The following is a 20,623-nucleotide window of genomic DNA, read 5'->3' as shown; positions in this document are numbered from 1 at the left end:
TGATGACGGGCACGCTATACCGTCATGAGCGTCGATGTCGATACCCTTCATTGCCGATGCTCGGGCTGAAGGAAATCGCCGGTTCAGACCTCGCCGAGCGCGTCGATGTCGCGCATCTCCTCGGCCGTCAGGGAAAAGTGGAAGACATCGAAGTTTGCGGTGATCCGCTCCGGGGTCACCGACTTGGGGATCACCACGATCTCGTGGTCGATGTGCCACCGCAGCACCACCTGCGCCGGGGAGACGCCGTGCGCGGCGGCGATCCTGGTCAGCACCGGGTCGCTGAGGTCACTGGTCTTGAACGGGCTGTACCCCTCCAGCACCACGCCCCGGTCCCGGTGCTCGGCGTGCCGCTGCCGGTCGTACAGCGGAGGGCTCCACTGGATCTGGTTGACCGCCGGGTTCTCCTCGGTCGACTGGATCAGCTCGTCGATCTGCGGGGTGCTGTAGTTGCTGACGCCGACCGCCCGAGCCAGGTTCTCGTCCCGGGCCGCCAGCAGCTCACGCCAGAGCGGGATGCTGTCCGCCGGCGACGACGGCGGCCAGTGGATCAACCACAGGTCCACCTGGTCGACGCCGAGCGCCGCCAGACTGGCCTCCAACGTCGCGCGCTCCTGACCCACCCGGTTCGGCGGCAGCTTGGTGGTGATGAAGACGTCCTCCCGGCGCAGCCCGCTCTCCTGCACGGCCCGGCCGACCTCCTGCTCGTTGCCGTACATCGTGGCGGTGTCGAGGTGCCGGTAGCCGGTGTCGAGCGCGGCCAGCACCGCCTCGTAACCGGCCTGGCCGATGGCCTGCCAGGTGCCGAAGCCGAGCAGGGGCATCCGCACGTCCCCCGGGAGCAGGGCGGTGGGCTGGTCGGTGAGGTCCATGAGGTCCGTTCTACCCCGCCGAGCCCTCGCCCGCCGAGCGAACCGGACACTCCGGCATCCAGCACGACGGTCCGGTTTGCCGGAGAATGCGGGTGTGACCGACCGGTTGGAGGAGTACCGGCGACGACGGGACGCGGCACGTACACCTGAGCCGGTGCCCGAACGGAGCCCTGCGGCGGCCGGCCCCGACGGCGACACCGCCCGCTTCGTCATCCAGCAGCACCACGCCCGCAGCCTGCACTGGGATCTGCGCCTGGAGCACGAGGGCGTGCTGGCCTCCTGGGCGGTGCCGCGTGGCCTGCCCCGCGACCCGGGTCGCAACCACCTCGCCGTGCACACCGAGGACCACCCCATGGAATACCTCGACTTCTCCGGCGAGATCCCCGCCGGTGAGTACGGCGGCGGCCGGATGGTGATCCATGACCGGGGCACCTACCGGTGCGAGAAGTGGCGTGCCGACGAGGTGATCGTGACGCTCTCCGGGGACCGGACCGCCGGCCGCTACGTCCTCTTCGCCACCGGAGGGCGGGACTGGATGGTCCGCCGTACCGACCCGGCGCCGCCGGGCTGGACGCCGATGCCCGACCTGGTCCGCCCGATGCACGCCACGTCCGCCGCCGGGCTCCCCCGCGACCGTGCCGCCTGGGGGTACGAGCTGCGGTGGGACGGGGTCCGGGCGATGGCGTACGTCTCCGGCGGCCGGCTGCGGCTGCTCTCCGAGACCGACGAGGAGATCACCGGCGGGTACCCGTGGCTGCGGGCGATGGCCGAGGCGCTCGCGCCCACCGAGGCCGTCCTCGACGGGGTGCTCGTTCGCATCGACGGCGCCGGACGGGTCCGCCCGGTCCGCCCGGCCAGCGGCAGCCGAGTTCCCGAGGGCGCCCAGTACCTGGTCGTCGACCTGCTCTGGCTCGAGGGCGTGAGCAGCGTGGACGTGCCGTACGCACAACGTCGGGAGCTGCTCGATGGGCTGGCCTTGGCTGGTCCACACTGGCAGACTCCGCCGTGGTTCCCGGGCGCGGGCGACGAGGCGCTGCGCACCGGGCGGGAGCAGGGCCTGCCGGGCGTGGTCGCCAAGCGGCTGGACTCGGCGTACGAGCCGGGGCGGCGCAGCCGGCGCTGGCAGAGCATCGACGCGGTGTGACGGCGAGGAGCGACGTGTATCTGACCCACCTGGACTGCCCGCGCTGCGGACGGGAATCCGCCGCCGACAAACCGCAGAACCTCTGCGAGTGCGGCTCGCCGCTGCTGGCCCGCTATGACCTGCCGGCGGTGGCGAAGGCGGTCACCCCGGAACGCTTTCCGCTGCGCCCGGCGGACCTGTGGCGCTACCGGGAGCTGCTGCCGGTTGGCGACCCACGGCACGTCACGACGCTCGGCGAGGGTTGGACGCCACTGCTGCGCACCCCGGCGTACGGCGCCGAGATCGGCATCGCGGACCTGATGGTCAAGGACGAGGGGCTGATTCCGACCGGTTCGTTCAAGGCACGCGGCGCGGCGGTCGGTGTGAGCCGGGCCCGTGAGTTGGGCGTCGAGCGGATCGCGATGCCCACCAACGGCAACGCGGGGTCGGCCTGGGCGACGTACGCCGCGCGGGCCGGGATGGGTGCGACCATCGTCATGCCGCTGGACGCGCCGAGCATCTGCCGGCGTGAGTGCGTCGCCGCCGGGGCCGACCTGCGCCTGATCGACGGGCTGATCAGCGACGCCGGCCGGTGGGTGGCCGAGCTGATCGCGGAGTCGGGCGGGACGATCTTCGACGCCGGCACGCTGCGCGAGCCCTACCGGCTGGAGGGCAAGAAGACGATGGGGTACGAGATCGTCGAGCAGCTCGGCTGGCAGGTGCCCGACGTGATCATCTATCCGACGGGTGGCGGTGTCGGCCTGATCGGCATCCACAAGGCGTTGCACGAAATGCGCGAGCTCGGCTGGATCGGCGACAAGCTGCCCCGGCTGGTGGCGGTGCAGTCGACGGGTTGCGCACCGATCGTGCGGGCGTTCGCCGCCGGTGAGGACCGGGTGCAGCCGTGGGCGGACGCGCGGACGGTGGCGTTCGGAATCACCGTGCCGGTGCCACTGGGCGACGAGCTGATCCTGGCGGCGCTGCGGGAGTCCTCCGGCACCGCTGTCGCCGTCGACGACGCGGACATCCTGGCGGACCTTCGGGACTTCGCCGCCCGGGAGGGGCTGCTGCTCTGCCCGGAGGGGGCGGCCTGCCTGACCGCGGCACGGCAACTGCGCGCCGGCGGGTGGATCCGGGCCGACGAGCGGGTGGTGGTGCTCAACACGGGCGCAGGGCTGAAGTATCCGGACACGGTCGACGTTTCTGGCGTACCCGTGGTGGTTTGAGGTGGCGGGCACCTCGCGGACCATGCGGTCCGCGGGGTGCCCCCGTGACGGCCTACTGGTAGGTGATGTCGGAGGGTGAGTAGAAGCAGTTGACCCCGTCGGCGCCCTCGCCGATCTCGGTCGGTTCGTCGCCCTTCGGCACACCCCGGTACTTGACGCAGATCGACGTCTCGCGATCCGGGTCGTCGACGATGGTGATCCGGCTGAACCGTGCGGTGTCACCCCAGTTGGTGTTGATGCCGGCGATCGCGTCGGTGTTCCGGACGATCACGTTGTCGATCACCACGTGTCGCTGGTACGACGTCGAGCAGTTGCCGCAGGCGCGGTAGAGCTTCCCGGCGTTCTCCACCCGGAAGTTCCGGATGGTGACGGTGCCCGAGCCGTTGTGCTGGAAGACCTTGTCGCTGGCAGAGCGGGCGCCGCCGCCGTCGACCGTGTAGGTCGTGCCGCCGCGGAAGGTGGCCGCGTCCTCGCCCACGTCCTCCCACCACACGTTGATCAGGGTGCAGTTGCCCTCGCAGTGCACGCCGTCACCTGCCGGGGCCCCGATGATCACGTTGCGTAGGGTGGCGCCGGCGGCCAGCTCGAACATCGGGTCCTGGCTCTCGCTCTGCCCGCCGTCACCGATGCCGTAGTAGCGCTTGAGCCCACCGTCGAACGTGCCGGACACCGCGATGGTGGCGTCGACCTTCTGGCTGCTGGTCGGCGTCGGCCAGCCGGCGGGCGGCGGGGTGGTCGGGCCCGGGGTGGTGGGCGGTGGGGTGGTCGGTGGCGCGGTGGTCGCCGGCGGCGTGGTCGGGGTGCCGCCACCGGACGAGTCGACCGTCACGTCGTCGAAGCCACCGCTGGCGTACGCGGTGACCAGACCGATTCGGCCCGCGCCGGCCAGGCTGTTGCTGCCGGACGCGATCTGCGTGCCGTTGACGAAGCCCCGGATGGTGCTGCCGTTGGCCTCGATGCGCAGCGTGTACCAGGTGCCGGTGCCGATGCCCAGCGACGCGGAGCCGATCGCGGTGATGTTGCTGCCGTTGACCGCCTGCAGCTCGGCCCGACCGGAGCCGAGCAGGGCCAGCCGGTACATCTTGGTGCTGCTGGTGGACCGGGCGGCCAGCCCGACCAGGGCGCTGGACGAGCCGAAGCTCGCCGGCCTGACCCGTGCCTGTACGGAGTAGTTGGTCCAGCTGGTCTGGCCGGCGAACTGCCGGGCCAGCTCACTGCCGGCGCTGGACTGGTTGAGTACGCCCGAGCCGTCGACCGACCAGGTGCCGCCCGACTTGGACCAGCCGGAGGTGTTGCCGTCGTTGAAGTCGTCGCTGAAGACCGTGGCCGCGAAGGCCGAGGTCATGCCGGCGGCGAGGGCCGCCACGGTCACGCCGGCACCCACCGCCAGCAGGAGTGGCCGGCGGCCGGGGAGTCGTCTCTTCTGCACAGTTGTCCTCCTTGACGCATGTGGTGGCGATCCCTCGACCGTCCACCTGGGGACGTGTCGGCACGGCGTGCTGCCATTGCCTGGGATCGGTGCGCGCCCGCCGGATGCCCGGATCCGAAGCGGGGTGAAGCGGGATCAAAGACCTTGGGAAAGGGCTTTCCCGCTCCTTCGAGGCTAAGACTGCGTAAGCATCAGCGTCAATGCCTGGCGCTTGCAGGTCTGTTGCAGGATTCCGGCAGGAGGGGAGCCGTTGTCGAGGCCTCCGGTAGAGCGGATCGCGCTCAATAGCTGTCCGGCTTGGTCAACCGCCAGGCGGCGTTGATCAGCCCGACGTGTGAGAGCGCCTGCGGGGTGTTGCCGAGGTGCTCCCCGGTCCGCAGGTCGACCTGCTCGCTGAACAGCCCGACGTCGTTGGCGTACCCCACCACCCGCTCGAACAGCTCCTCAGCCCGCTGCGGCTCACCCGCCATGACCAGGCACTCCACCAGCCAGAACGAGCAGAGCAGGAAGCCGCCCGGGTCCGTCGACCACCGCCGGAGCAGCCCGTCGTCCGTGCCCAACTCCCGCTCCACGATCGAGATCGTCGAACGCATCCGCGGGTCGGTCGCGGGCAGAAAATGCGCCACCGGCAGGATCAGCGCCGAGGCGTCCAGCTCCGCCGAGCCGAACGAGCCGGTGAACGCCCCGATCCGGTCGTTCCACCCCTCGCGCAGCACCGTGTCGCGGATCTCGTCGCGCACCCGGGCCCAGCGACGCGGGTCGGCCCGATCCCCGAGTCGGTCGGCGAGCCCCACCGCCCGGTCCAGCGTCAGCCAGCAGATCACCTTGGACGACAGGTAGTGGCGCTCCTCGTCCCGGGTCTCCCACATACCCCGGTCCGGCAGATGCCACGTCGCGGCCACCTGCTCGGTCAACCCGAGCACCATCTCCCGCAACTCGCCGTCGAACGTCGTGCCGAGGTAGTCACGCAGCCGCCACACCGCCGACATCACCTCACCCGGCACGTCGAGCTGCCGCTGCCGCCAGGCGTCGTTGCCGATGCGGACCGGCCTGCTGTCGCGGTATCCGCGCAGATGGTGGCAGTGGTGCTCGGAGAGGTCACGCTCGCCCTCCAGCCCGAAGAGCACCGGCACCGGCTCGTCGCCGATCCGGCCGATCGAGCGGGCCACCCAGGCGAACAGCCGGGACGTTTCGTCGGGACAGGCCGCCACCCAGAGCGCCCGCATCGTCAGCGAGAAGTCCCGCAGCCAGGAGTAGCGGTAGTCGTAGTTGCGGTCGCCGCCGATCCGCTCTGGCAGCGACGTGGTCAGGGCTGCGGCGACCGCCCCGCTGCGGGCGTACGTCAGGCCGGTCAGGACCCTCGCGCTCTGCCGGACAAGATCCGGGTACCGGCCGGAATACTCGTGCGTCTCCCGGTACGCCTCCCACGCCCGCACCGTTTCGGCGAGCGCGACCACCGGGTCCATCCTGACCGGCGGGTCCCCGTAGACAGCACCGAACGCGACGTCCATCCCGACCACCTGACCGGCGGACACCTCGAACTCGTGGGTCACCCGGTCGACGCCCGCCCGCAGGGTCAGGCCGTCGGCGCGCAGCACCAGCACCACCGGGCCGGCGCCGGCCAGCACGCCCCCGTCCGGCTGCTCATGCAGGTACGGCGTGAGCAGGCCGTACTCCGGCCGGGGCACGAAGTCGAGAGCCATCCGGACCCGCCCGGACAACCCCTCGACGACCCGGATCAGCACGGCAGGCGAGTTCATGCCCAGCGCGTGCGCGCGGGCGCCCATCTCGGCGGCGAGCGCGTCGGTGACCGCCACGCTGCCGTGCGGCGTGTGGTGCACCGTCCGCAGCACGAGCGTCTCCGGTAGGTACGCGCGCTCCACCCGGTGCCCCGGACCGCCGACACCGACCGGCGCCACCTGGAAATGCCCGGCCGACGGATCGAGCAGCCGCCCGAACACGGCTGCCCCATCGAACCGGTGCGGGCACCACCAGTCGATCGAGCCGTTCTTGCCGACCAGGGCACCCGAGCGGGAGTCCGAGAGGAAGCCGTAGTCGGAAATCGCCGGCTGCTGCTCCACCCGCCGGGGGTACCCGCGTCGGCCCGGATCAGACCGCTGCCGGCCTGGTCACCCGGTCGGCGGCTCGTCCTTGCCCGCCGCCTCGGCCGCGTCGGCCTCCGCCTTGGTCCGGTGCACGGCCTTGTCGGCGTGCTCCGGCGGCCCGTAGACGGTGTACAGCACCAGCGGGTTGGGGCCGGTGTTGACGAAGTTGTGCTTGGTGCCCGCCGGAACCACGACCAGGTCGCCCGCGACGACCTTGCGCTTCGCACCACCGACCCGGGCCTCACCAACGCCACTGACGAAGGTCAGGATCTGGTCGATGTCCTCATGCACCTCCTCGCCGATCTCCCCATCCGCGGGGATGGTCATGATGACCAGCTGGGTGTGCTCACCGGTCCACAGCACCCGGCGGAAATCCGGACTGTTCTCGGCAACGGTTGCGATCGTGAAATGCTCCATGCTCGCGCTCATACCCCGTTCGGCAGCACGTCACGCCGGGAAGCACAGATGGTGGAATTCCCCACGGTCGGAGGGTTTGGATCCGCGCGGACCGGGGATCGCTCACTCTGACCGGCGCGAACGGCCGGTCGAGCCAGGTCCCCGCTGGCGTACCGCCGAACGGCTGCGGTGGTGGGAGACGGCCAGAGCGCGGCGACGTTCCGACCACGGTCGAAGCGGCGCCGTGCGCTCGTCTCGATCAGCAATGCAGCCAGCTGAGCAGGGGCAGTGACCCCGCCGGGCGGGCCCAGCCTCGCCTACTGCCGCTCGGTGAAGCCGAACTGGATGATGCCCTCGTCATCGACGGTGGCGTCCACCGACGCGTCCCCGAGCAGCTCGGCGGCATCCTCGTCCAGGAAGATCCGGGCACCCTGGTTGTCGACCACACGATCGCCCTGCACCGGCTCGGGCACCAACTCCACCGTCAGCGAGCCGGCGTCGGCGTCGGCGGCGATGCGTACCCCGCCGTCCTGAGCGACGTCCTGCTGGTTCGCGAGGTCGCGGATGACGAGCACGGCGTTATCGGTCATGGTGAGCATTGGCGGAACTCCTCGTGGATTCTCGGCTCGCGGTCGGGAACTGGCGCAGACCGGACAGTCGGCGCGCGTACGAGCACACGTGGGAGGCGACAGGAGGGCGAACGGTCGTCGCCGTCGCATCGAATCGGGGCAGCTGAGGGCCCCTTCGCTCTCCACCGTGCCCGCTGCCGGGCCATCCGTCAAATAGAGGCTGATCAGTCGAGAGCGGCGGCCGGGGCCAGCCAGGCGCGAATCTCGTTGACGGCCGCGCGGCCGGCCCGGTTGGCTCCGATCGTGCTCGCCGAGGGGCCGTATCCGACCAGGTGGATCCGCCCGTCGGCGACCACCCGGGTGCCATCCATCGTGATACCGCCGCCTGGCGCACGCAGGCCCAGCGGGGCGAGATGGTCGATGGCGGCGCGGAAGCCGGTGCACCAGAGGATCACGTCCGCCGCCACGAACCGCCCGTCGGCCCAGACCACCCCGTCCGGTGTGATCCGGTCGAACATGGGTAGCCGGTCGAGGACGCCACGCTCACGCAGCCGGCGTACCTCCGGGGTGACCGGCAGCCCGGTCACACCCACCACGCTGCCCGGTGGGCGGCCCGCCCGGACCGCCTCGTCCACCCGGGACACCGCGGCGCGGCCCAGCTCCGGCCCGAACTTCGCGTCCTTGAACTCCGGCGGCCGGCGGGTCACCCAGGTGGTGGACGCCGCGACGGTGGAGACCTCGCCGAGCAGTTGCACGGCCGAGGTGCCGCCGCCGACGACCACCACCCGGAGGCCGACGAACTCGGCCGGGCCCCGGTAGTCGGCCGTGTGCAACTGCCGCCCCCGAAATGACGACCGGCCCGGGTAGTACGGCCAGAACGGCCGGGTCCAGGTGCCGGTGGCGTTGATGAGTGCCCGGGCGGTCCACCGGTCCCCATCGGTCTGTACGTCCAGCCGCCCGTCCGGGCGGGAGTGCACCGCGCGGACCCGCACCGGCCGCCGCACCGGCAGGTCGAATGCCCTCTCGTACGCGGCGAAGTACGCGCTGACCTGCTCCGCCGCCGGGCGCTGCGGTTCGGCGGGTGGGAGGGGCAGCCCGGGCAGGTCGTGGAAGCCGTGCACCCGGTCGAAGACAAGCGTGGGCCACCGGTGCTGCCAGGCACCGCCGGGCCCGTTGTCACCGTCGAGGATGACGAAGCCGCTGCCGGGGGCGAAGCCGGTGCGGCGCAGGTGGTACCCGGCGCTGAGACCGGCCTGACCGGCACCGATCACCACGACGTCCGCGGAGTGGGTTTCCACGCGAGGTGCAACGTCGCAGTTGCCATCGCTGTGCCCCTGCCCGGGGTCACGCCGGTCACAGAGGGCCATTCCGGCTATGACCACCGGAACAATGCTTACGCTGCGTATATGAATGACTTCCGTCGGTACGCTGCCGAATTCCTCGGCACCCTGCTGCTGGTCTTCTTCGGAGTGGGTAGCGCGGTCGCCGCGCGGGTGCAGGGTGGCGTGGTGGTGGTCGCGTTGGCCTTCGGGTTCGTGATGCTCGCACTCGTCTACACGATCGGCCCGCTGTCCGGCAGTCACGTCAACCCGGCGGTGACGCTCGGTGTGCTGCTCTCCGGAAAGATCTCGGTGATCGGGGCGGTGGCGTACTGGATCGCGCAGTTCGTCGGTGCGACCGTGGCCGCCTTCGTGCTCTGGGCGTTGACCCGCTGGGGCGACGTGGCGGACCAGACCGCGGCGCTGGGCACGAACGGCTACGGCGCACACATCAACCGGGGCGGCGCGGCCGTGTTGGAAGTCGTTCTGACCTTCCTCTTCGTGCTGGTCGTGCTGGTGGTGACCAGCCGCAGCGAGAATCCGGGCACCGCGGGACTGGCCATCGGGTTGGCCCTCGCCGCGACCCAACTGGTGGGCGTGACGCTGACCGGCGCCGCGGTCAACCCGGCCCGCGCGTTCGGCCCGGCGGTGTTCGAGGGCGGCGTGGCCCTGCGGCAGCTCTGGGTGTTCATCGTCTTCCCGCTGCTCGGCGGGGCGCTCGCCGCGCTGGTCGCACCAATGGTGATGGGGGCGCAGCGGCACTACTGGGGTGGCCACGACAAGTCGGTGGGCCGGCCGACCTAGCCCAGCCGGCAATAACCTACGCCGAAGGCTCTTCTCCGGCGAATACCTTCGTGGCAGCATCAGCGCATGCATCGCCGTCACTTTCCCCGGGTCCTCGCGCTGCTCGCGCTGGTCGCCACCGCGGCCACCGCCGGAGCGCCCGGCGCCACGGCCGAGTCGCCCACCCCCGCGACCACCCGACTGCACGACACCATCGACACGATCCTCGCCGACACCCGGCTGGCCGGCGCGCAGGCGTCGGTGGTCGTGGTCGACACCAGCACGGGACAGACGCTCTACGACCGCAACGGTGACCGCCGGCTGGTCCCAGCCTCCAACACCAAGCTGCTGACCTCGACGGCGGCCCTTGAGCTGCTCGGCCCGGGGCACCGCTTCGCCACCGACGTACGCACCACCGGTAAGCGCCGCGCGGGCCTGCTCTCCGGCAACCTCTACCTCCGCGGCGGGGGTGACCCGAGCATGCTCGCCGCCGACTACGACGCGCTCGCCGCGCAGGTCGCCGCCGACGGCGTACGGGTCGTCGCCGGCAACCTGGTCGCCGACGACACCCGTTACGACCACACCCGACTCGGCCCCGACTGGACCTGGGACGACGAGCCCTACTACTACGCCGCCCAGGTCTCCGCGTTGACCGTCGCCCCGGACACCGACTACGACGCGGGCACGGTGATCGTGCACGCCGCCCCGGCCGGCCGGGCCGGTGCCCCACCGGTGATCAGCACCACCCCACCCACCGGGTACGTCCGCATCGACAACCGCGCCACGACGGTCACCGAGGGCGAGACGTCGATCTCGATCGAGCGCGAACACGGCGGCAACACCGTCGTGGTGACCGGCCAGATCGCCGTCGGCGACGAGCCCGCCAGCGACTGGGTGACCGTCTGGGAGCCCACCGGCTATGCGGCCGACGTGTTCCGGGCGGCGCTGCACCGGCACGGCGTCCGGGTGCTCGGTCGGACCGTGCTCGGCCAGCCCACCCCGGAGACGGCCCAGCCGGTGGCGCGGCACGACTCGATGAGCCTGGGCGAGCTGATGACGCCGTTCCTCAAGCTCTCCAACAACGGGCACGCCGAGGTGTTGACCAAGGAGATCGGCCGGGTCCTCTCCGGCTCCGGCACCTGGACGGCCGGGGTCACCGCGATCAGCGAGTACGTGGCCGACACCGGCATGGACACCGGGAGGCTGCGCCAGCGCGACGGTTCGGGGCTGTCCCGGCGCAATCTGGTCCCCGCGGCGGAGTTCGTCGACCTGCTGAGCGCCGTCCGCGCCGAGCCGTGGTTCGCCACCTGGTACGCGGCCCTGCCGATCGCCGGGCAACCCGAGCGGTTCGTCGGCGGCACCCTGCGCAGCCGGATGGCCGGCACTCCGGCAGCGGGGAACGTGCACGCCAAGACCGGCAGCCTGACCGGCGTCTCCGGGCTTTCCGGCTACGTCACCAGCGCCGACGGCCGACTGCTGGCGTTCTCCATTCTGCTCAACAACTACCTGACCGCGTCGGTCAAGTCGTTGGAGGATCAGATCGCCGTGGCGCTGGCCGGATACCGCGAGGGCGGCGCGACCACGGCACGGGTGGCACCGCCGGCGGTGCCGGAGACGCCCCGCACCCCAGAGGGCGTCGAGTGTTCCTGGGTCAAGCCGATCACCTGCTGAGCAGCGGCCGGGAGGCGCACCCGCGCCTCCCGGCCGTTCGCGGGCTCAGGCCGGACGGTCCGGTGGGGGGACCACCGCCGTCGGGTCGCCGCGCTCGATGAGCGCGTCGATGTCGGCAGCCCGCAGCCCGCGCAGCGCCAACACCCGGGTGCCCCAGCGGTGCAGGCGGCACGGGTGCGGGCTGGCGTCGTTGCGGCAGATCACACCTCCGGACCACCGCTGGGGGGCGTGCACCACCACCGCCCGCACCGCGAACTGGGTGTCCTCGCCCGTCACGTACGGCGGCAGGGGGATGTCGCGGAGCACGTCCCGCGACGCTGCACGGGCACCGGACGAAGCGGTACGACGGACGCGGTGGGCGGTACTGCTACTCATCTCCGCTGCCTCCACACTGGATGGTCGGATGGGGACAGCAGAAAGTTACGACCTCCTCGACCGTACGCGACGGACAAACTGTCCCGCTGTGCGATCGGTCGGTCAGCGAACCGCCACAGCCTGGAGGCCGACATTGCCGCAGCGCGGAGTGAAGACCTTCTCGACGGTCCAGGTCAGCAGCAGTCGAGCGCCCTTCGGCACCGTGAACCGGATCGTGAACTGAGCGCTCTGGCTGGTGTACGGATCCTCCAGCACCGCGGTGCTGGAGGGCCCGCCCGTGGACAGCCGCGCTTCGAGGCGCCCCCGGGCCATCCAGATACCGCCGTACAGCTGGACCGTGCGCGGCGCACCGCTGCCCGCGATGGTGAGGGTGAACCCGTTGCCGGCGCCGCAGGTGTAGACGCCGTTGGAGCTGCCCCTCGCCGACCGCTCCGACGAGCCGTCGGACCAGCGGACGGACTCCTGGTTGCCGTCCCAGCCGACCCGGGTGCCGGCGCCACCCCCGTCGACGATCTCCCCGGAGCCGGAGCGCTTACGGACCGTCGACCTGCCGCCACGCTCCCCCCAGTGCATCCAGTCCCGGGTGCCCACGGCGGTGAGGTCGACCTCCGCGGGCATCTCCCCCCGCGTCACCGACAGCACCGGCGGCCCGGGCGACGCCGGCGGCGCGACGGGCGCGCTGGTCGACGGTGTCGGGTCGGGCGAGGGCGGGCGCTGACGCGGACGCAGGCCGGGCATCGCCGGCCCCGCTTCGCCGGTGCGTCCGTCGGTGGCCGGGTGACCGGTGGGACGGGCGGCACCGGCGGGCACGTCGCCCGAGCGGCCCGCCCGGTCGTCGCCGGGCTCCGGGTCGGACCGAATGCTGAGGTACGAGATCAACACCACCAGGCAGACAAGTACGGCGACTCCCTCCACCGCCCAACGTCGCCGCTGCCGGGCACGGGTGACCCGGCGCAGCGCGGTGCGGCGCTCCGCCCGCGTGCGGTCTTCGTCCGCCACCGACCCCTCCACCTCCACCGCCAGGCCGTCGTCGACCGACGCGGACCACACCGTCCACTGTGGGCCGTTTCGCGTTTGTACGGGTGTGGACGACACGCTAGATCCGGACCGCCGGACGTGTCCAGCCCGCCAATGGACGCGGCGGACAACCGGGCCCGCTCGGCCGGGGATCGACCGCGCCGCGAGCGCCTCTCGCGTCAGCCGACCCGGAAACCGAGCAACTGCGCGATGACGACGGCCTGCTCCATGTCGACGATGGCACCGGCCCGCTCGACGGCCGTCGGGTCGAGTGCGGTGAGGTCGCTGCCACGCAGGTCAGCGCCACCGAGCCGAACGTTGAGCAGTTGCGCGCCGGAGAGGTCGACGCCGGTGACCGTCGCCCCGGTGAGATTGGCCCTGGTCAGGTCCACCTCGCGCATCCGCACCCCGGTCAGGCGGGCGCCCCGCAGGTCGGCACCGGGCAGCGCGACGAAGGACCAGTCGCCGCCGTCCACCGTCAACGGGCGCAGGTCGCAATCGACGAAGGTGCTGCCGACCAGCTTGCAGCCGGTGAACTCGGCCTCGAAGAAGTTGCACCGCCGGAAGACGCATCGGGTGAAGGCGGAGTCGACGTGCCGGGAGGCGTTGAACAACACGTTGCCGAACGTGCACCCGGTGAAGACCGCGCCCCGGCTGACCGCCTCGGTCAGGTCCACGTCGAAGAACTCGCAACCCACGAAGTGCCGGTCGGTCAACTCCTCGCCGTACCAGTCCTCGTGGCGGAAGGTCACGTCCTCGGTCAGCTCCGGCATCCGGCCAGGCTAGTGGGCCCCAGCGACACACTGCGCCCGGTGTGTCTGGTGGCGGCCCCCTTCCGGCGGCGGCGTACCGGCTAGTAGGTTCGGCGACGTGAGTGTGGCTCGGAGCAAGGACCCGGATGAGATCGGTTTCGACCCGGCGCGGTTGGCGCGGATCGACGAGCACTTCGGCCGGTACGTCGACGACGGCCGGCTGGCCGGCTGGCAGGTGGTCGTCACCCGTCGCGGCGAGGTGGCGCACTCCTCGACGTACGGGCTGGCCGACCGGGAGTCGGGCGCACCGGTCGAAGCCGACACGCTCTGGCGGATCTACTCGATGACCAAGCCGGTCACCTCGGTCGCGGCGATGATGCTGTGGGAGGAGGGCCGCTTCGAGCTGACCGACGAGATCAGCCGCTGGCTGCCGGAGTTCGCCGACCTGCGGGTCTACTCCAAGGGATCGACGCTCAAGCCGTACACCGTGCCGGCGGTCGAGCCGATCCGGGTCTGGCACCTGCTCACCCACACCGCCGGCCTGACGTACGGCTTCATGCAGACCTCGGTGGTCGACGGGCTCTACCGGGCCGCCGGCTACGACCTGTACCCGCCGGCGGACGTCGACCTCGCCGGCGCCTGTGCGGCCTTCGGCGAGCTGCCGCTGCTGTTCCAACCCGGCTCCGCCTGGGGCTACTCCGTCGCGACCGACGTGCTCGGCCGGCTCGTCGAGGTGATCTCCGGGCAGAGCCTCGACGCGTTCTTCGCCGACCGGATCTTCGGCCCGCTGGGCATGACCGACACCCGCTGGTGGATGGACGGCGACGAGGCCGAGCGGCTGGCCACGCTCTACGTACCGGATCCGCGCAGCGGCCGGGCGGTCCGCCACGACGGCCTCGGCGCGCTCGCGCACCGCAAGCCGGCTCTGCTCTCCGGCGGCGGCGGCCTGATCTCCAGCGCCCGCGACTACCACCGCTTCACCCAGTTGCTGCTGCGCGGCGGCGAGCTGGACGGGGTTCGGCTGCTCGGGCCGCGCACGGTGCGGTTCATGACCCGCAACCACCTGCCCGGTGGTCAGGACCTGGGCACCCTGTCCACCGGTGGCTTCGCCGAGACGACCCTGGACGGGATCGGCTTCGGCCTCGGGTTCGCGGTGGTCGACGACCCGATTCCGAGCCGGGTGCCGAGCAACGTCGGTGAGTACTACTGGGGTGGGGTGGCGAGCACCGCGTTCTGGGTGGACCCGGCCGAGGAGATCACCGCGCTGCTGTTCACCCAGCTGATGCCGTCGAGCACGTACCCGCTCCGCTCCCAGCTGCGCCAACTCGTCTACGCCGCCCTGGTCGACTGACCGGATCGTCGTTCCACCGACGGGCAGCCGGCACAGTCCCTAGCCTGTGTTGGTGAGCACCATCGTCGTGTTTGGCGCGGGCGGCACCGCCGGTTCGCGGGTCGTTGCGGAGGCGGTCGACCGGGGGCACCGGGTGATCGCCGCCGTCCGCCGCCCGGAAGCCACCTCGTACCTGCCGGCCGGGGTGCGGACGGTCACCGGCGACGCCACCAGCGAGCGGAGTGTCCGGGAGCTGGCGCCGGACGCCGACGCGCTGGTCGTGGCGATCGGCGGCGGCGAGCGCGAGCTGTGGCGGAACGCGGCGGAGAACCTGGTGAACACGCTGCGCGGGATGCCGGCCGCACCGCGGATCGTCCACCTGGGCGGCGGGTCCACCCTGCTCACCCCGGGCGGCACCCGCATCCTCGACGAGCCGGACTTCCCGGCCGAGTACCGGGAGTCGGCGCTGGGCCAGGCGGACGCGTTGGACTACTACCGCACCGCCGCCGACGGGGTGAGCTGGACGTACGTCTCGCCACCCCCGCTGGAGTTCCACCCGGGCACGCGCACCGGGCACTACCGCACCGGCACCGACCAGCCGGTCACGGACGCTCAGGGCCGCTCGGTGCTCACCTACGAGGACCTGGCGGTGGCGATCATCGACGAGATCGAGCAGCCGCGACACCAGAACGCCCGGTTCACCGCCGCGTACTGACCCGGGTGCGGGCCAGCCGTGGTCAGTCGGCTAGGCGGGCGGGGAAACCTCCGGTGGCGATCGGGCCCCAGGCGTCGATGGTGACCCGGATCAGCGACTTGCCCTGACGCGTCATCGCCGCCCGGTAGTCGTCCCAGTCCGGGTGCTCGCCGGAGATGCTGCGGAAGTACTCGACCAGCGGCTCCAGCGCCTCGGGCAGGTCGAGCACCTCGGCGGTGCCGTCGATCTGCACCCAGGGGCCGTCCCAGTCGTCGCTGAGCACGCACGCCGAGACCCGGGGGTCGCGGCGGATGTTGGTCACCTTGGCCCGCTCCGGGTAGGTGGAGACGACCAGCCGGCCCTGTCCGTCGATCCCCGCGGAGACCGGGGACGACTGCGGGCGGCCATCGGCCCGGGTGGTCATCAGCACGACGCGGTGTCGCGGCCGGAGGAAGTCGAGCAGGGCGTCCCGGTCGACCCGGGTGTTCTTTGCGATGCTGCGCGCCATCTCTCGTTCCTACCAGGTGCGGGCGCGGCAGCGATGGCGGGTCAGCGAGGCCGGGCCGCGGAGCGGTGCACGGCCTGGGTGGGCACCCGGGGGCGGCCGGATGGACGCCAGGCCCGCCCGTTGGCGTAGATCACCCGAAAGCCGAGGTACGAGGCGAGCGGCGCCCAGTGGGCGGAGCCCATCCGCAGCTCTGCGGCATTGTGCCGCTGGCCGTTGGCGAGCACGTCGAGCAGGACGGTTTCGAAAGCCGCCGATTCGACCCAGTCGACTTCTCGGGTGAAACCGCAGATCAGCGCGGCTCCGGTGACCTGCAGGAACTCGCGCAACACCGCGTCCGAGGCTCGTAGTACCGAGCAGCTGCCGAAATAGAGTCGCCGCCCCTCGGCGCGGCCGGCCATCAGCTCGGCCACCTCGTTCAACTGCACGGACTGCCAGTCGGTGAGGCAGAGCCGGCTCGGCTCTCCGTGCATGGCGAAGAAGCCGACCCGGTGGTCGGCGTACTGCTTGAGCAGCCAGCGGTCCAGGAAGTAGAAGAGCTCGTCGCGCGTGGCCGCGTCCTTGTGGATGAAGCGGATCTTGCCCAGTCGCTCCAGCAACTCGAGGGTGGGCAGCACGGAGCCCCGCTCGTTGAGGTCGCGGTGCCACTGACCCTCGACACAGAAGATGCCACCGCGTGCCACACGCACCTCCGCCAGTCCGCCGCCCGGGGCTGACGTTACCGCCCGCCACCAGTCCCGAAACATCACCCTCGGTGTAGCGGATTGCGACGTTCGGTGCGGTTGACCGTGCTTGAACCCGTCGGGACCGATCGGGGGAAATGGCTGTTTCGCAAAAGGGCCGAATTCCCAGCCAATACCCAGGGACCACGGATTGTGAGGACGATTCTCGTTAATCACCTCCAACCGCACTGATCAGTGTCAGGGTGGAAATCACGGGACTTCTCGGTCGATGTCCTGGAGCCACCCCATTCGCTCTCCTATCGGGAGGACTTCTGTGCGCGTAAACACCTTGAAGCGAGTTGCCGTCGCATTCGCCCTGGCGCTGCCCGGGGCAGCAATCGCCACGGTGGTCGCCGCACCAGCAGCGCAGGCAGACGGCTGCTACACCTGGAACCGCAACCTGTACCAGGGACGCTCGGGCGACGACGTCCGCCAGTTGCAGATTCGGGTCGCCGGCTGGGCCGGCAACCGGGACATCGTGGAGAACGACGGCCGCTACGGACCGAAGACCGCCGCCGCGGTCAAGCGGTTCCAGCAGGCGTACGGGCTGCGCGCCGACGGCGTGGCCGGCCCGCAGACCTACGCCAAGCTGTACCAACTTCAGGACAACGACTGCACGCCCGCGCACTTCACCTACAACGAGCTGGACAACGGGTGCGGCGGGTCCGGGTACAGCGGTGGCCCGCTCTCGGCGAGCCAGACCAAGCAGAACGCGCTGCGCACCATGTGGAAGCTGGAGGCGCTGCGTAAGAGCCTCGGCGACAAGCCGCTCAACGTGTCCAGCGGTTTCCGCAGTCGCGCCTGCAACAACCAGGTCGGCGGCGCGTCCGACAGCCAACACCTGTACGGCAACGCGGCCGACGTGACCTCGCGGTCGTCCTCGCTGTGCCAGGTCGCCCGCGGTGCCCGTAACAACGGCTTCAGTGGGATCTACGGGCCGGGCTACCCCGACCACGACGACCACGTGCACGTCGACTCGCGTCGGGAGAACAACAGCGACCGCAGCTCGAACACGACCAGCTGGTCCGCCCCGGACTGCGGGGTCGGCAACTGAGCCGCCCGCTCAGAGCGACGTCGGCCCGACGCGGAGGGGATCTTCGCGCCGGGCCGACGTCACGTCGCCCCGGTCGGGTGGGCGCGGGGGTAGGGCGCTCAGCTCGCCCGGGGCCAGCGCGGCGCGGTGACGGGGGGTGTCACCGGCCGGCCAGCAGCGGTGGGCCGTGCCCCGGGTGGGACGACCCGCGGGGCCTGCTGCCGCGACGGCCCGGTCGCCGTGAACGGGAAGGGCACGTGCACGAACGGGTTGCCGTGCCGGATCACCGCATCGATCTGCCGTTCGTTGAGTCCGTGTGTCTCCAACACCCGTCGCCCCCAGCGGTGCAGGCGACACGGGTAGGAGGCGCCGTCGTTGCGGCACAGCGGCCCGGTGGGCCACTCCTCGGCGGTGTGCACGACCACCGCCCGGACCGCGAGCCGAACGTCCTCGGGGGTCAGCTGTGCCGGCACCGGCACCTCACCCAGTACCTGATCGATGGGATCCGTCGACTGCACACCAACTCGCACGGCAGGCCTCCCGCAGCTCGGCAGCGGTACGGCGGACTCACCGCACCGACATCCTCGGCCATGGGTACGGCCGGCACCGCGCGAAAGTTCAAATCCGGTACGCGGTAAGCAGATCCTCCGCCGACAGCAGGTGCGCAGCCTCCCGTCAGACCAGGCCGGCGTCGTGCACGAGCAGGGCCACCTGGACCCGGTTGTTCAGGTCGAGCCGGGTCAGCAGCCGGGAGACGTACGCCTTCACCGTCGCCACACTCATGAACAGCTCGCCCGCGATCTCGGCGTTGGTCTGCCCCCGCCCCAGTGCGACCGCCACCTGCCGCTCCCGCTCACTGAGCCCGCTGAGCAGCCGCAGCGCCCGCTCCCGGCGCGGGTCGGGGCCGACCGGGCCGGGGGTGGCGGCGGTCACGTGGGCGATCAGCGTCCGGGTCACCGTCGGAGAGAGCGTCGCCTCACCGGCCGCCACCCGGCGCACTGCGTGGACGATCTCCGCCGGTGGGGTGTCCTTGAGCAGGAAGCCAGCCGCACCGGCGCGTAGTGCCCGCAGCACCTGCTCGTCGGCATCGAAGGTGGTCAGCACCAGCACCTCCGGCGGATGCGGCTGGGCACGCAGCGCCTCGGTGGCGGTCAGCCCGTCGACCCGTGGCATCCGGATGTCCATCAGCACCACGTCCGGGGCGTACGCGGCGACGGCCGCCGGCACCTCGCCACCGTCGGCCGCCTCGCCGACCACGGTCAGGTCCGGCAGACCGCCGAGGATCATCGAGAGCCCGGCCCGGACCAGGGCGTCGTCGTCCACGATCAGCACGCGCACCGGCGGCACCACCGACTCAGGCCCGGCCACCCCGGAAGGCCCGGCCACCCCGGAAGGGCCAGCCACCCCGGAAGGGCCCCTCATGCCGGCCACGGCAGCCAGGCGGCCAGCCGATAGTCGCCGCCGTCGTCCCGCCCGTAGGCGAGGCGGCCGCCGGCCAACGTGACCCGCTCGCTGATGCCGACGAGGCCGGTGCCGGCGCCCGGCAGTGTGCCGCCGGCCGGCGTGCCGACCGGCCACCGGTTACCGATCGCCACGGTCAGTCCGGCCCCCGGCCCACCGGCCACGTCCACGGTGACCGCCGCGCCGGCCGCGTGTTTGCGGGCGTTCGTCAGCCCCTCCTGCACGATCCGATATGCGGCCCGGCCCAGGGCCGCCGGTGCCTCGCCCGGTGTGACGACGCTGTCGGTCACGTTCACCCGCACTCCGGCCGCCCGCGACTCGGCGATCAGCGCCGGCAGGTCGGCGAGGGTGGGCTGCGGTGGCTCCGGGGCGTCACCGTCGTCGTCGCCCTCGGCCCGGAGCACCCCGATCACCTCGCGCAGGTCCTGTAGGGCGGCGTGCGCGCTGCCGCGGATCACCCCGGCGGCGCGGGCCACCTCGTCGGCCGGCGCGTCCGGCCGGAACTCCAGCGCACCCGCGTGCAGGCTGAGCAGCGAGATCCGGTGGGCGAGCACGTCGTGCATCTCCCGGGCGATCCGGGTGCGTTCGAGGTGGCGGGCCTGGGTGACCCGCAGTTGCTGCTCCGCCTCGGCCCGCTCGGCCCGCTCCCGCAACGACACGATCAACTGCCGCCGGGCCCGGACGAACATCCCCCAGGCCAGCACGGCGAAGCTGAGCACCACGCCCCACGACGTGGTGGCCCAGTACGGCATGTTCGGGTCCGGGCGCAGCCAACTGAAGACCATGTTGGTGACGAGGCCGGCACCGGTGACCGCGATCGCAATGGCGGTCCGTCGGTGCACCACCACCGTGAAGTAGAGGATCAACAGCGGGATGGCGGCGGCCATCGAGAACAGGGTCAGCGGTGTCGTCGCCACCACCAGCCCGAGTGGCCATCGGCGGCGCAACCAGAGCAGCCCGCAGCAGACCAGCCCGATCAGGGCGTCGACGCCAGCCATCCAGTCGTGCGGGAGCGCGGTGGTCATCGCCGGGTCGGGTGACAGGACGTCGGCGGTGGCGAACAGCACCCAGATCAGGGAGACCAGGAACGCGATGCTGTCCACGATCCAGTCGCGGGTGGTGCGGCGCGGACGCGTACGCCCACGGTCGGCCGGCACCACCAGCTCCCCTGGCAGCAGCCAGGGATGCTCCGGGACGGCGAGGCTGGTCACGACGCCATGCTAGGCAGCCGACGGCCGCCA

The 20,623-nt window shown here is 71.6% G+C and carries 21 protein-coding genes; 7 read left to right on the top strand and 14 right to left on the bottom strand.

The features are described from left to right. Positions 1-83 precede the first annotated feature (83 nt). Positions 84-872: an aldo/keto reductase gene (locus tag JOD64_RS19785; RefSeq protein ID WP_204943576.1), complete on the bottom strand. Its 789-nt coding sequence runs from the start codon at positions 870-872 to the stop codon at positions 84-86. Positions 873-966: 94 nt separating this feature from the next. Between JOD64_RS19785 and JOD64_RS19780 the strand changes: the two genes are divergently transcribed. Both JOD64_RS19780 and JOD64_RS19775 read left to right on the top strand, forming a co-directional pair. Then, the gene (locus JOD64_RS19780; RefSeq protein ID WP_204943575.1) at positions 967-2,016 is read left to right on the top strand and encodes a DNA polymerase ligase N-terminal domain-containing protein; all 1,050 of its coding nucleotides are present in this window, start codon (positions 967-969) and stop codon (positions 2,014-2,016) included. 14 nt (positions 2,017-2,030) lie between these two features. Further along, positions 2,031-3,221, top strand: coding sequence for a threonine synthase (locus JOD64_RS19775; RefSeq protein ID WP_204943574.1), 1,191 nt, complete (start codon positions 2,031-2,033; stop codon positions 3,219-3,221). Between the two features lie 52 nt (positions 3,222-3,273). Here the strand turns inward: JOD64_RS19775 and JOD64_RS19770 are convergent, their stop codons facing one another. The 5 genes from JOD64_RS19770 to JOD64_RS19750 all read right to left on the bottom strand — a co-directional run bounded on the left by JOD64_RS19770 (position 3,274) and on the right by JOD64_RS19750 (position 9,018). Further along, positions 3,274-4,650 carry a pectate lyase gene (locus JOD64_RS19770; RefSeq protein WP_204943573.1) on the bottom strand — a complete coding sequence of 459 codons (1,377 nt, stop codon included), beginning with the start codon at positions 4,648-4,650 and terminating at the stop codon, positions 3,274-3,276. A 281-nt stretch (positions 4,651-4,931) separates the two neighbouring features. Further along, positions 4,932-6,731 (bottom strand): glycoside hydrolase family 15 protein, encoded by a 1,800-nt coding sequence (locus tag JOD64_RS19765; RefSeq protein ID WP_204943572.1) that lies wholly within the window; start codon positions 6,729-6,731, stop codon positions 4,932-4,934. Between the two features lie 48 nt (positions 6,732-6,779). After that, the gene (locus JOD64_RS19760) at positions 6,780-7,172 is read right to left on the bottom strand and encodes a cupin domain-containing protein (protein ID WP_204943571.1); all 393 of its coding nucleotides are present in this window, start codon (positions 7,170-7,172) and stop codon (positions 6,780-6,782) included. A 296-nt stretch (positions 7,173-7,468) separates the two neighbouring features. Beyond that, positions 7,469-7,750, bottom strand: a complete 282-nt coding sequence (locus JOD64_RS19755; protein ID WP_184181913.1) for an adhesin — start codon at positions 7,748-7,750, stop codon at positions 7,469-7,471. Between the two features lie 194 nt (positions 7,751-7,944). Next, positions 7,945-9,018, bottom strand: a complete 1,074-nt coding sequence (locus tag JOD64_RS19750; protein ID WP_307813508.1) for an NAD(P)-binding domain-containing protein — start codon at positions 9,016-9,018, stop codon at positions 7,945-7,947. Between the two features lie 108 nt (positions 9,019-9,126). Between JOD64_RS19750 and JOD64_RS19745 the strand changes: the two genes are divergently transcribed. Both JOD64_RS19745 and dacB read left to right on the top strand, forming a co-directional pair. Then, complete coding sequence (locus JOD64_RS19745) at positions 9,127-9,843, top strand: MIP/aquaporin family protein (protein WP_204943570.1); 717 nt, start codon at positions 9,127-9,129, stop codon at positions 9,841-9,843. Between the two features lie 66 nt (positions 9,844-9,909). Then, positions 9,910-11,493, top strand: coding sequence for a D-alanyl-D-alanine carboxypeptidase/D-alanyl-D-alanine endopeptidase (dacB, locus tag JOD64_RS19740; RefSeq protein ID WP_204943569.1), 1,584 nt, complete (start codon positions 9,910-9,912; stop codon positions 11,491-11,493). A 45-nt stretch (positions 11,494-11,538) separates the two neighbouring features. On the opposite strand, the gene JOD64_RS19735 is transcribed toward dacB, so the two are convergent. The 3 genes from JOD64_RS19735 to JOD64_RS19725 form a co-directional block, all read right to left on the bottom strand. Continuing rightward, a complete protein-coding gene (locus JOD64_RS19735) occupies positions 11,539-11,868 on the bottom strand; it encodes a hypothetical protein (protein ID WP_204943568.1) in 330 nt (109 codons plus the stop codon). Positions 11,869-11,970: 102 nt separating this feature from the next. Beyond that, the gene (locus JOD64_RS19730) at positions 11,971-12,918 is read right to left on the bottom strand and encodes a hypothetical protein (RefSeq protein ID WP_307813507.1); all 948 of its coding nucleotides are present in this window, start codon (positions 12,916-12,918) and stop codon (positions 11,971-11,973) included. 146 nt (positions 12,919-13,064) lie between these two features. Next, positions 13,065-13,658 (bottom strand): pentapeptide repeat-containing protein, encoded by a 594-nt coding sequence (locus JOD64_RS19725; protein ID WP_204943567.1) that lies wholly within the window; start codon positions 13,656-13,658, stop codon positions 13,065-13,067. Positions 13,659-13,755: 97 nt separating this feature from the next. Between JOD64_RS19725 and JOD64_RS19720 the strand changes: the two genes are divergently transcribed. Next, entirely contained in the window at positions 13,756-14,988 is a 1,233-nt protein-coding gene (locus JOD64_RS19720; protein ID WP_204943566.1) for a serine hydrolase domain-containing protein, read from the top strand. Positions 14,989-15,040: 52 nt separating this feature from the next. After that, positions 15,041-15,682 carry an NAD(P)-dependent oxidoreductase gene (locus JOD64_RS19715; RefSeq protein ID WP_204943565.1) on the top strand — a complete coding sequence of 214 codons (642 nt, stop codon included), beginning with the start codon at positions 15,041-15,043 and terminating at the stop codon, positions 15,680-15,682. A 22-nt stretch (positions 15,683-15,704) separates the two neighbouring features. Here JOD64_RS19715 and JOD64_RS19710 read toward each other — a convergent pair whose 3' ends face one another. Both JOD64_RS19710 and JOD64_RS19705 read right to left on the bottom strand, forming a co-directional pair. Beyond that, on the bottom strand, positions 15,705-16,169 hold the full coding sequence (locus JOD64_RS19710) for a PPOX class F420-dependent oxidoreductase (RefSeq protein ID WP_204943564.1): 465 nt from the start codon (positions 16,167-16,169) through the stop codon (positions 15,705-15,707). 41 nt (positions 16,170-16,210) lie between these two features. Next, positions 16,211-16,849 carry a DUF6642 family protein gene (locus tag JOD64_RS19705; protein WP_204943563.1) on the bottom strand — a complete coding sequence of 213 codons (639 nt, stop codon included), beginning with the start codon at positions 16,847-16,849 and terminating at the stop codon, positions 16,211-16,213. 313 nt (positions 16,850-17,162) lie between these two features. Between JOD64_RS19705 and JOD64_RS19700 the strand changes: the two genes are divergently transcribed. Further along, positions 17,163-17,942, top strand: coding sequence for a D-Ala-D-Ala carboxypeptidase family metallohydrolase (locus JOD64_RS19700; protein WP_204943562.1), 780 nt, complete (start codon positions 17,163-17,165; stop codon positions 17,940-17,942). 98 nt (positions 17,943-18,040) lie between these two features. Here JOD64_RS19700 and JOD64_RS19695 read toward each other — a convergent pair whose 3' ends face one another. From JOD64_RS19695 to JOD64_RS19685, 3 genes are all read right to left on the bottom strand, one after another. Further along, positions 18,041-18,451 carry a hypothetical protein gene (locus JOD64_RS19695; RefSeq protein WP_204943561.1) on the bottom strand — a complete coding sequence of 137 codons (411 nt, stop codon included), beginning with the start codon at positions 18,449-18,451 and terminating at the stop codon, positions 18,041-18,043. Positions 18,452-18,596: 145 nt separating this feature from the next. After that, positions 18,597-19,361 carry a response regulator gene (locus JOD64_RS19690; protein ID WP_204946152.1) on the bottom strand — a complete coding sequence of 255 codons (765 nt, stop codon included), beginning with the start codon at positions 19,359-19,361 and terminating at the stop codon, positions 18,597-18,599. After that, positions 19,340-20,593: a sensor histidine kinase gene (locus JOD64_RS19685; RefSeq protein ID WP_204943560.1), complete on the bottom strand. Its 1,254-nt coding sequence runs from the start codon at positions 20,591-20,593 to the stop codon at positions 19,340-19,342. Before JOD64_RS19685 ends, JOD64_RS19690 begins: the two co-directional genes overlap by 22 nt. Positions 20,594-20,623 lie beyond the last annotated feature (30 nt).

Source organism: Micromonospora luteifusca (assembly GCF_016907275.1).
In the GTDB taxonomy this organism is placed as follows: domain Bacteria; phylum Actinomycetota; class Actinomycetes; order Mycobacteriales; family Micromonosporaceae; genus Micromonospora; species Micromonospora luteifusca.
This window is presented reverse-complemented; position numbering and strand designations above follow the sequence as displayed.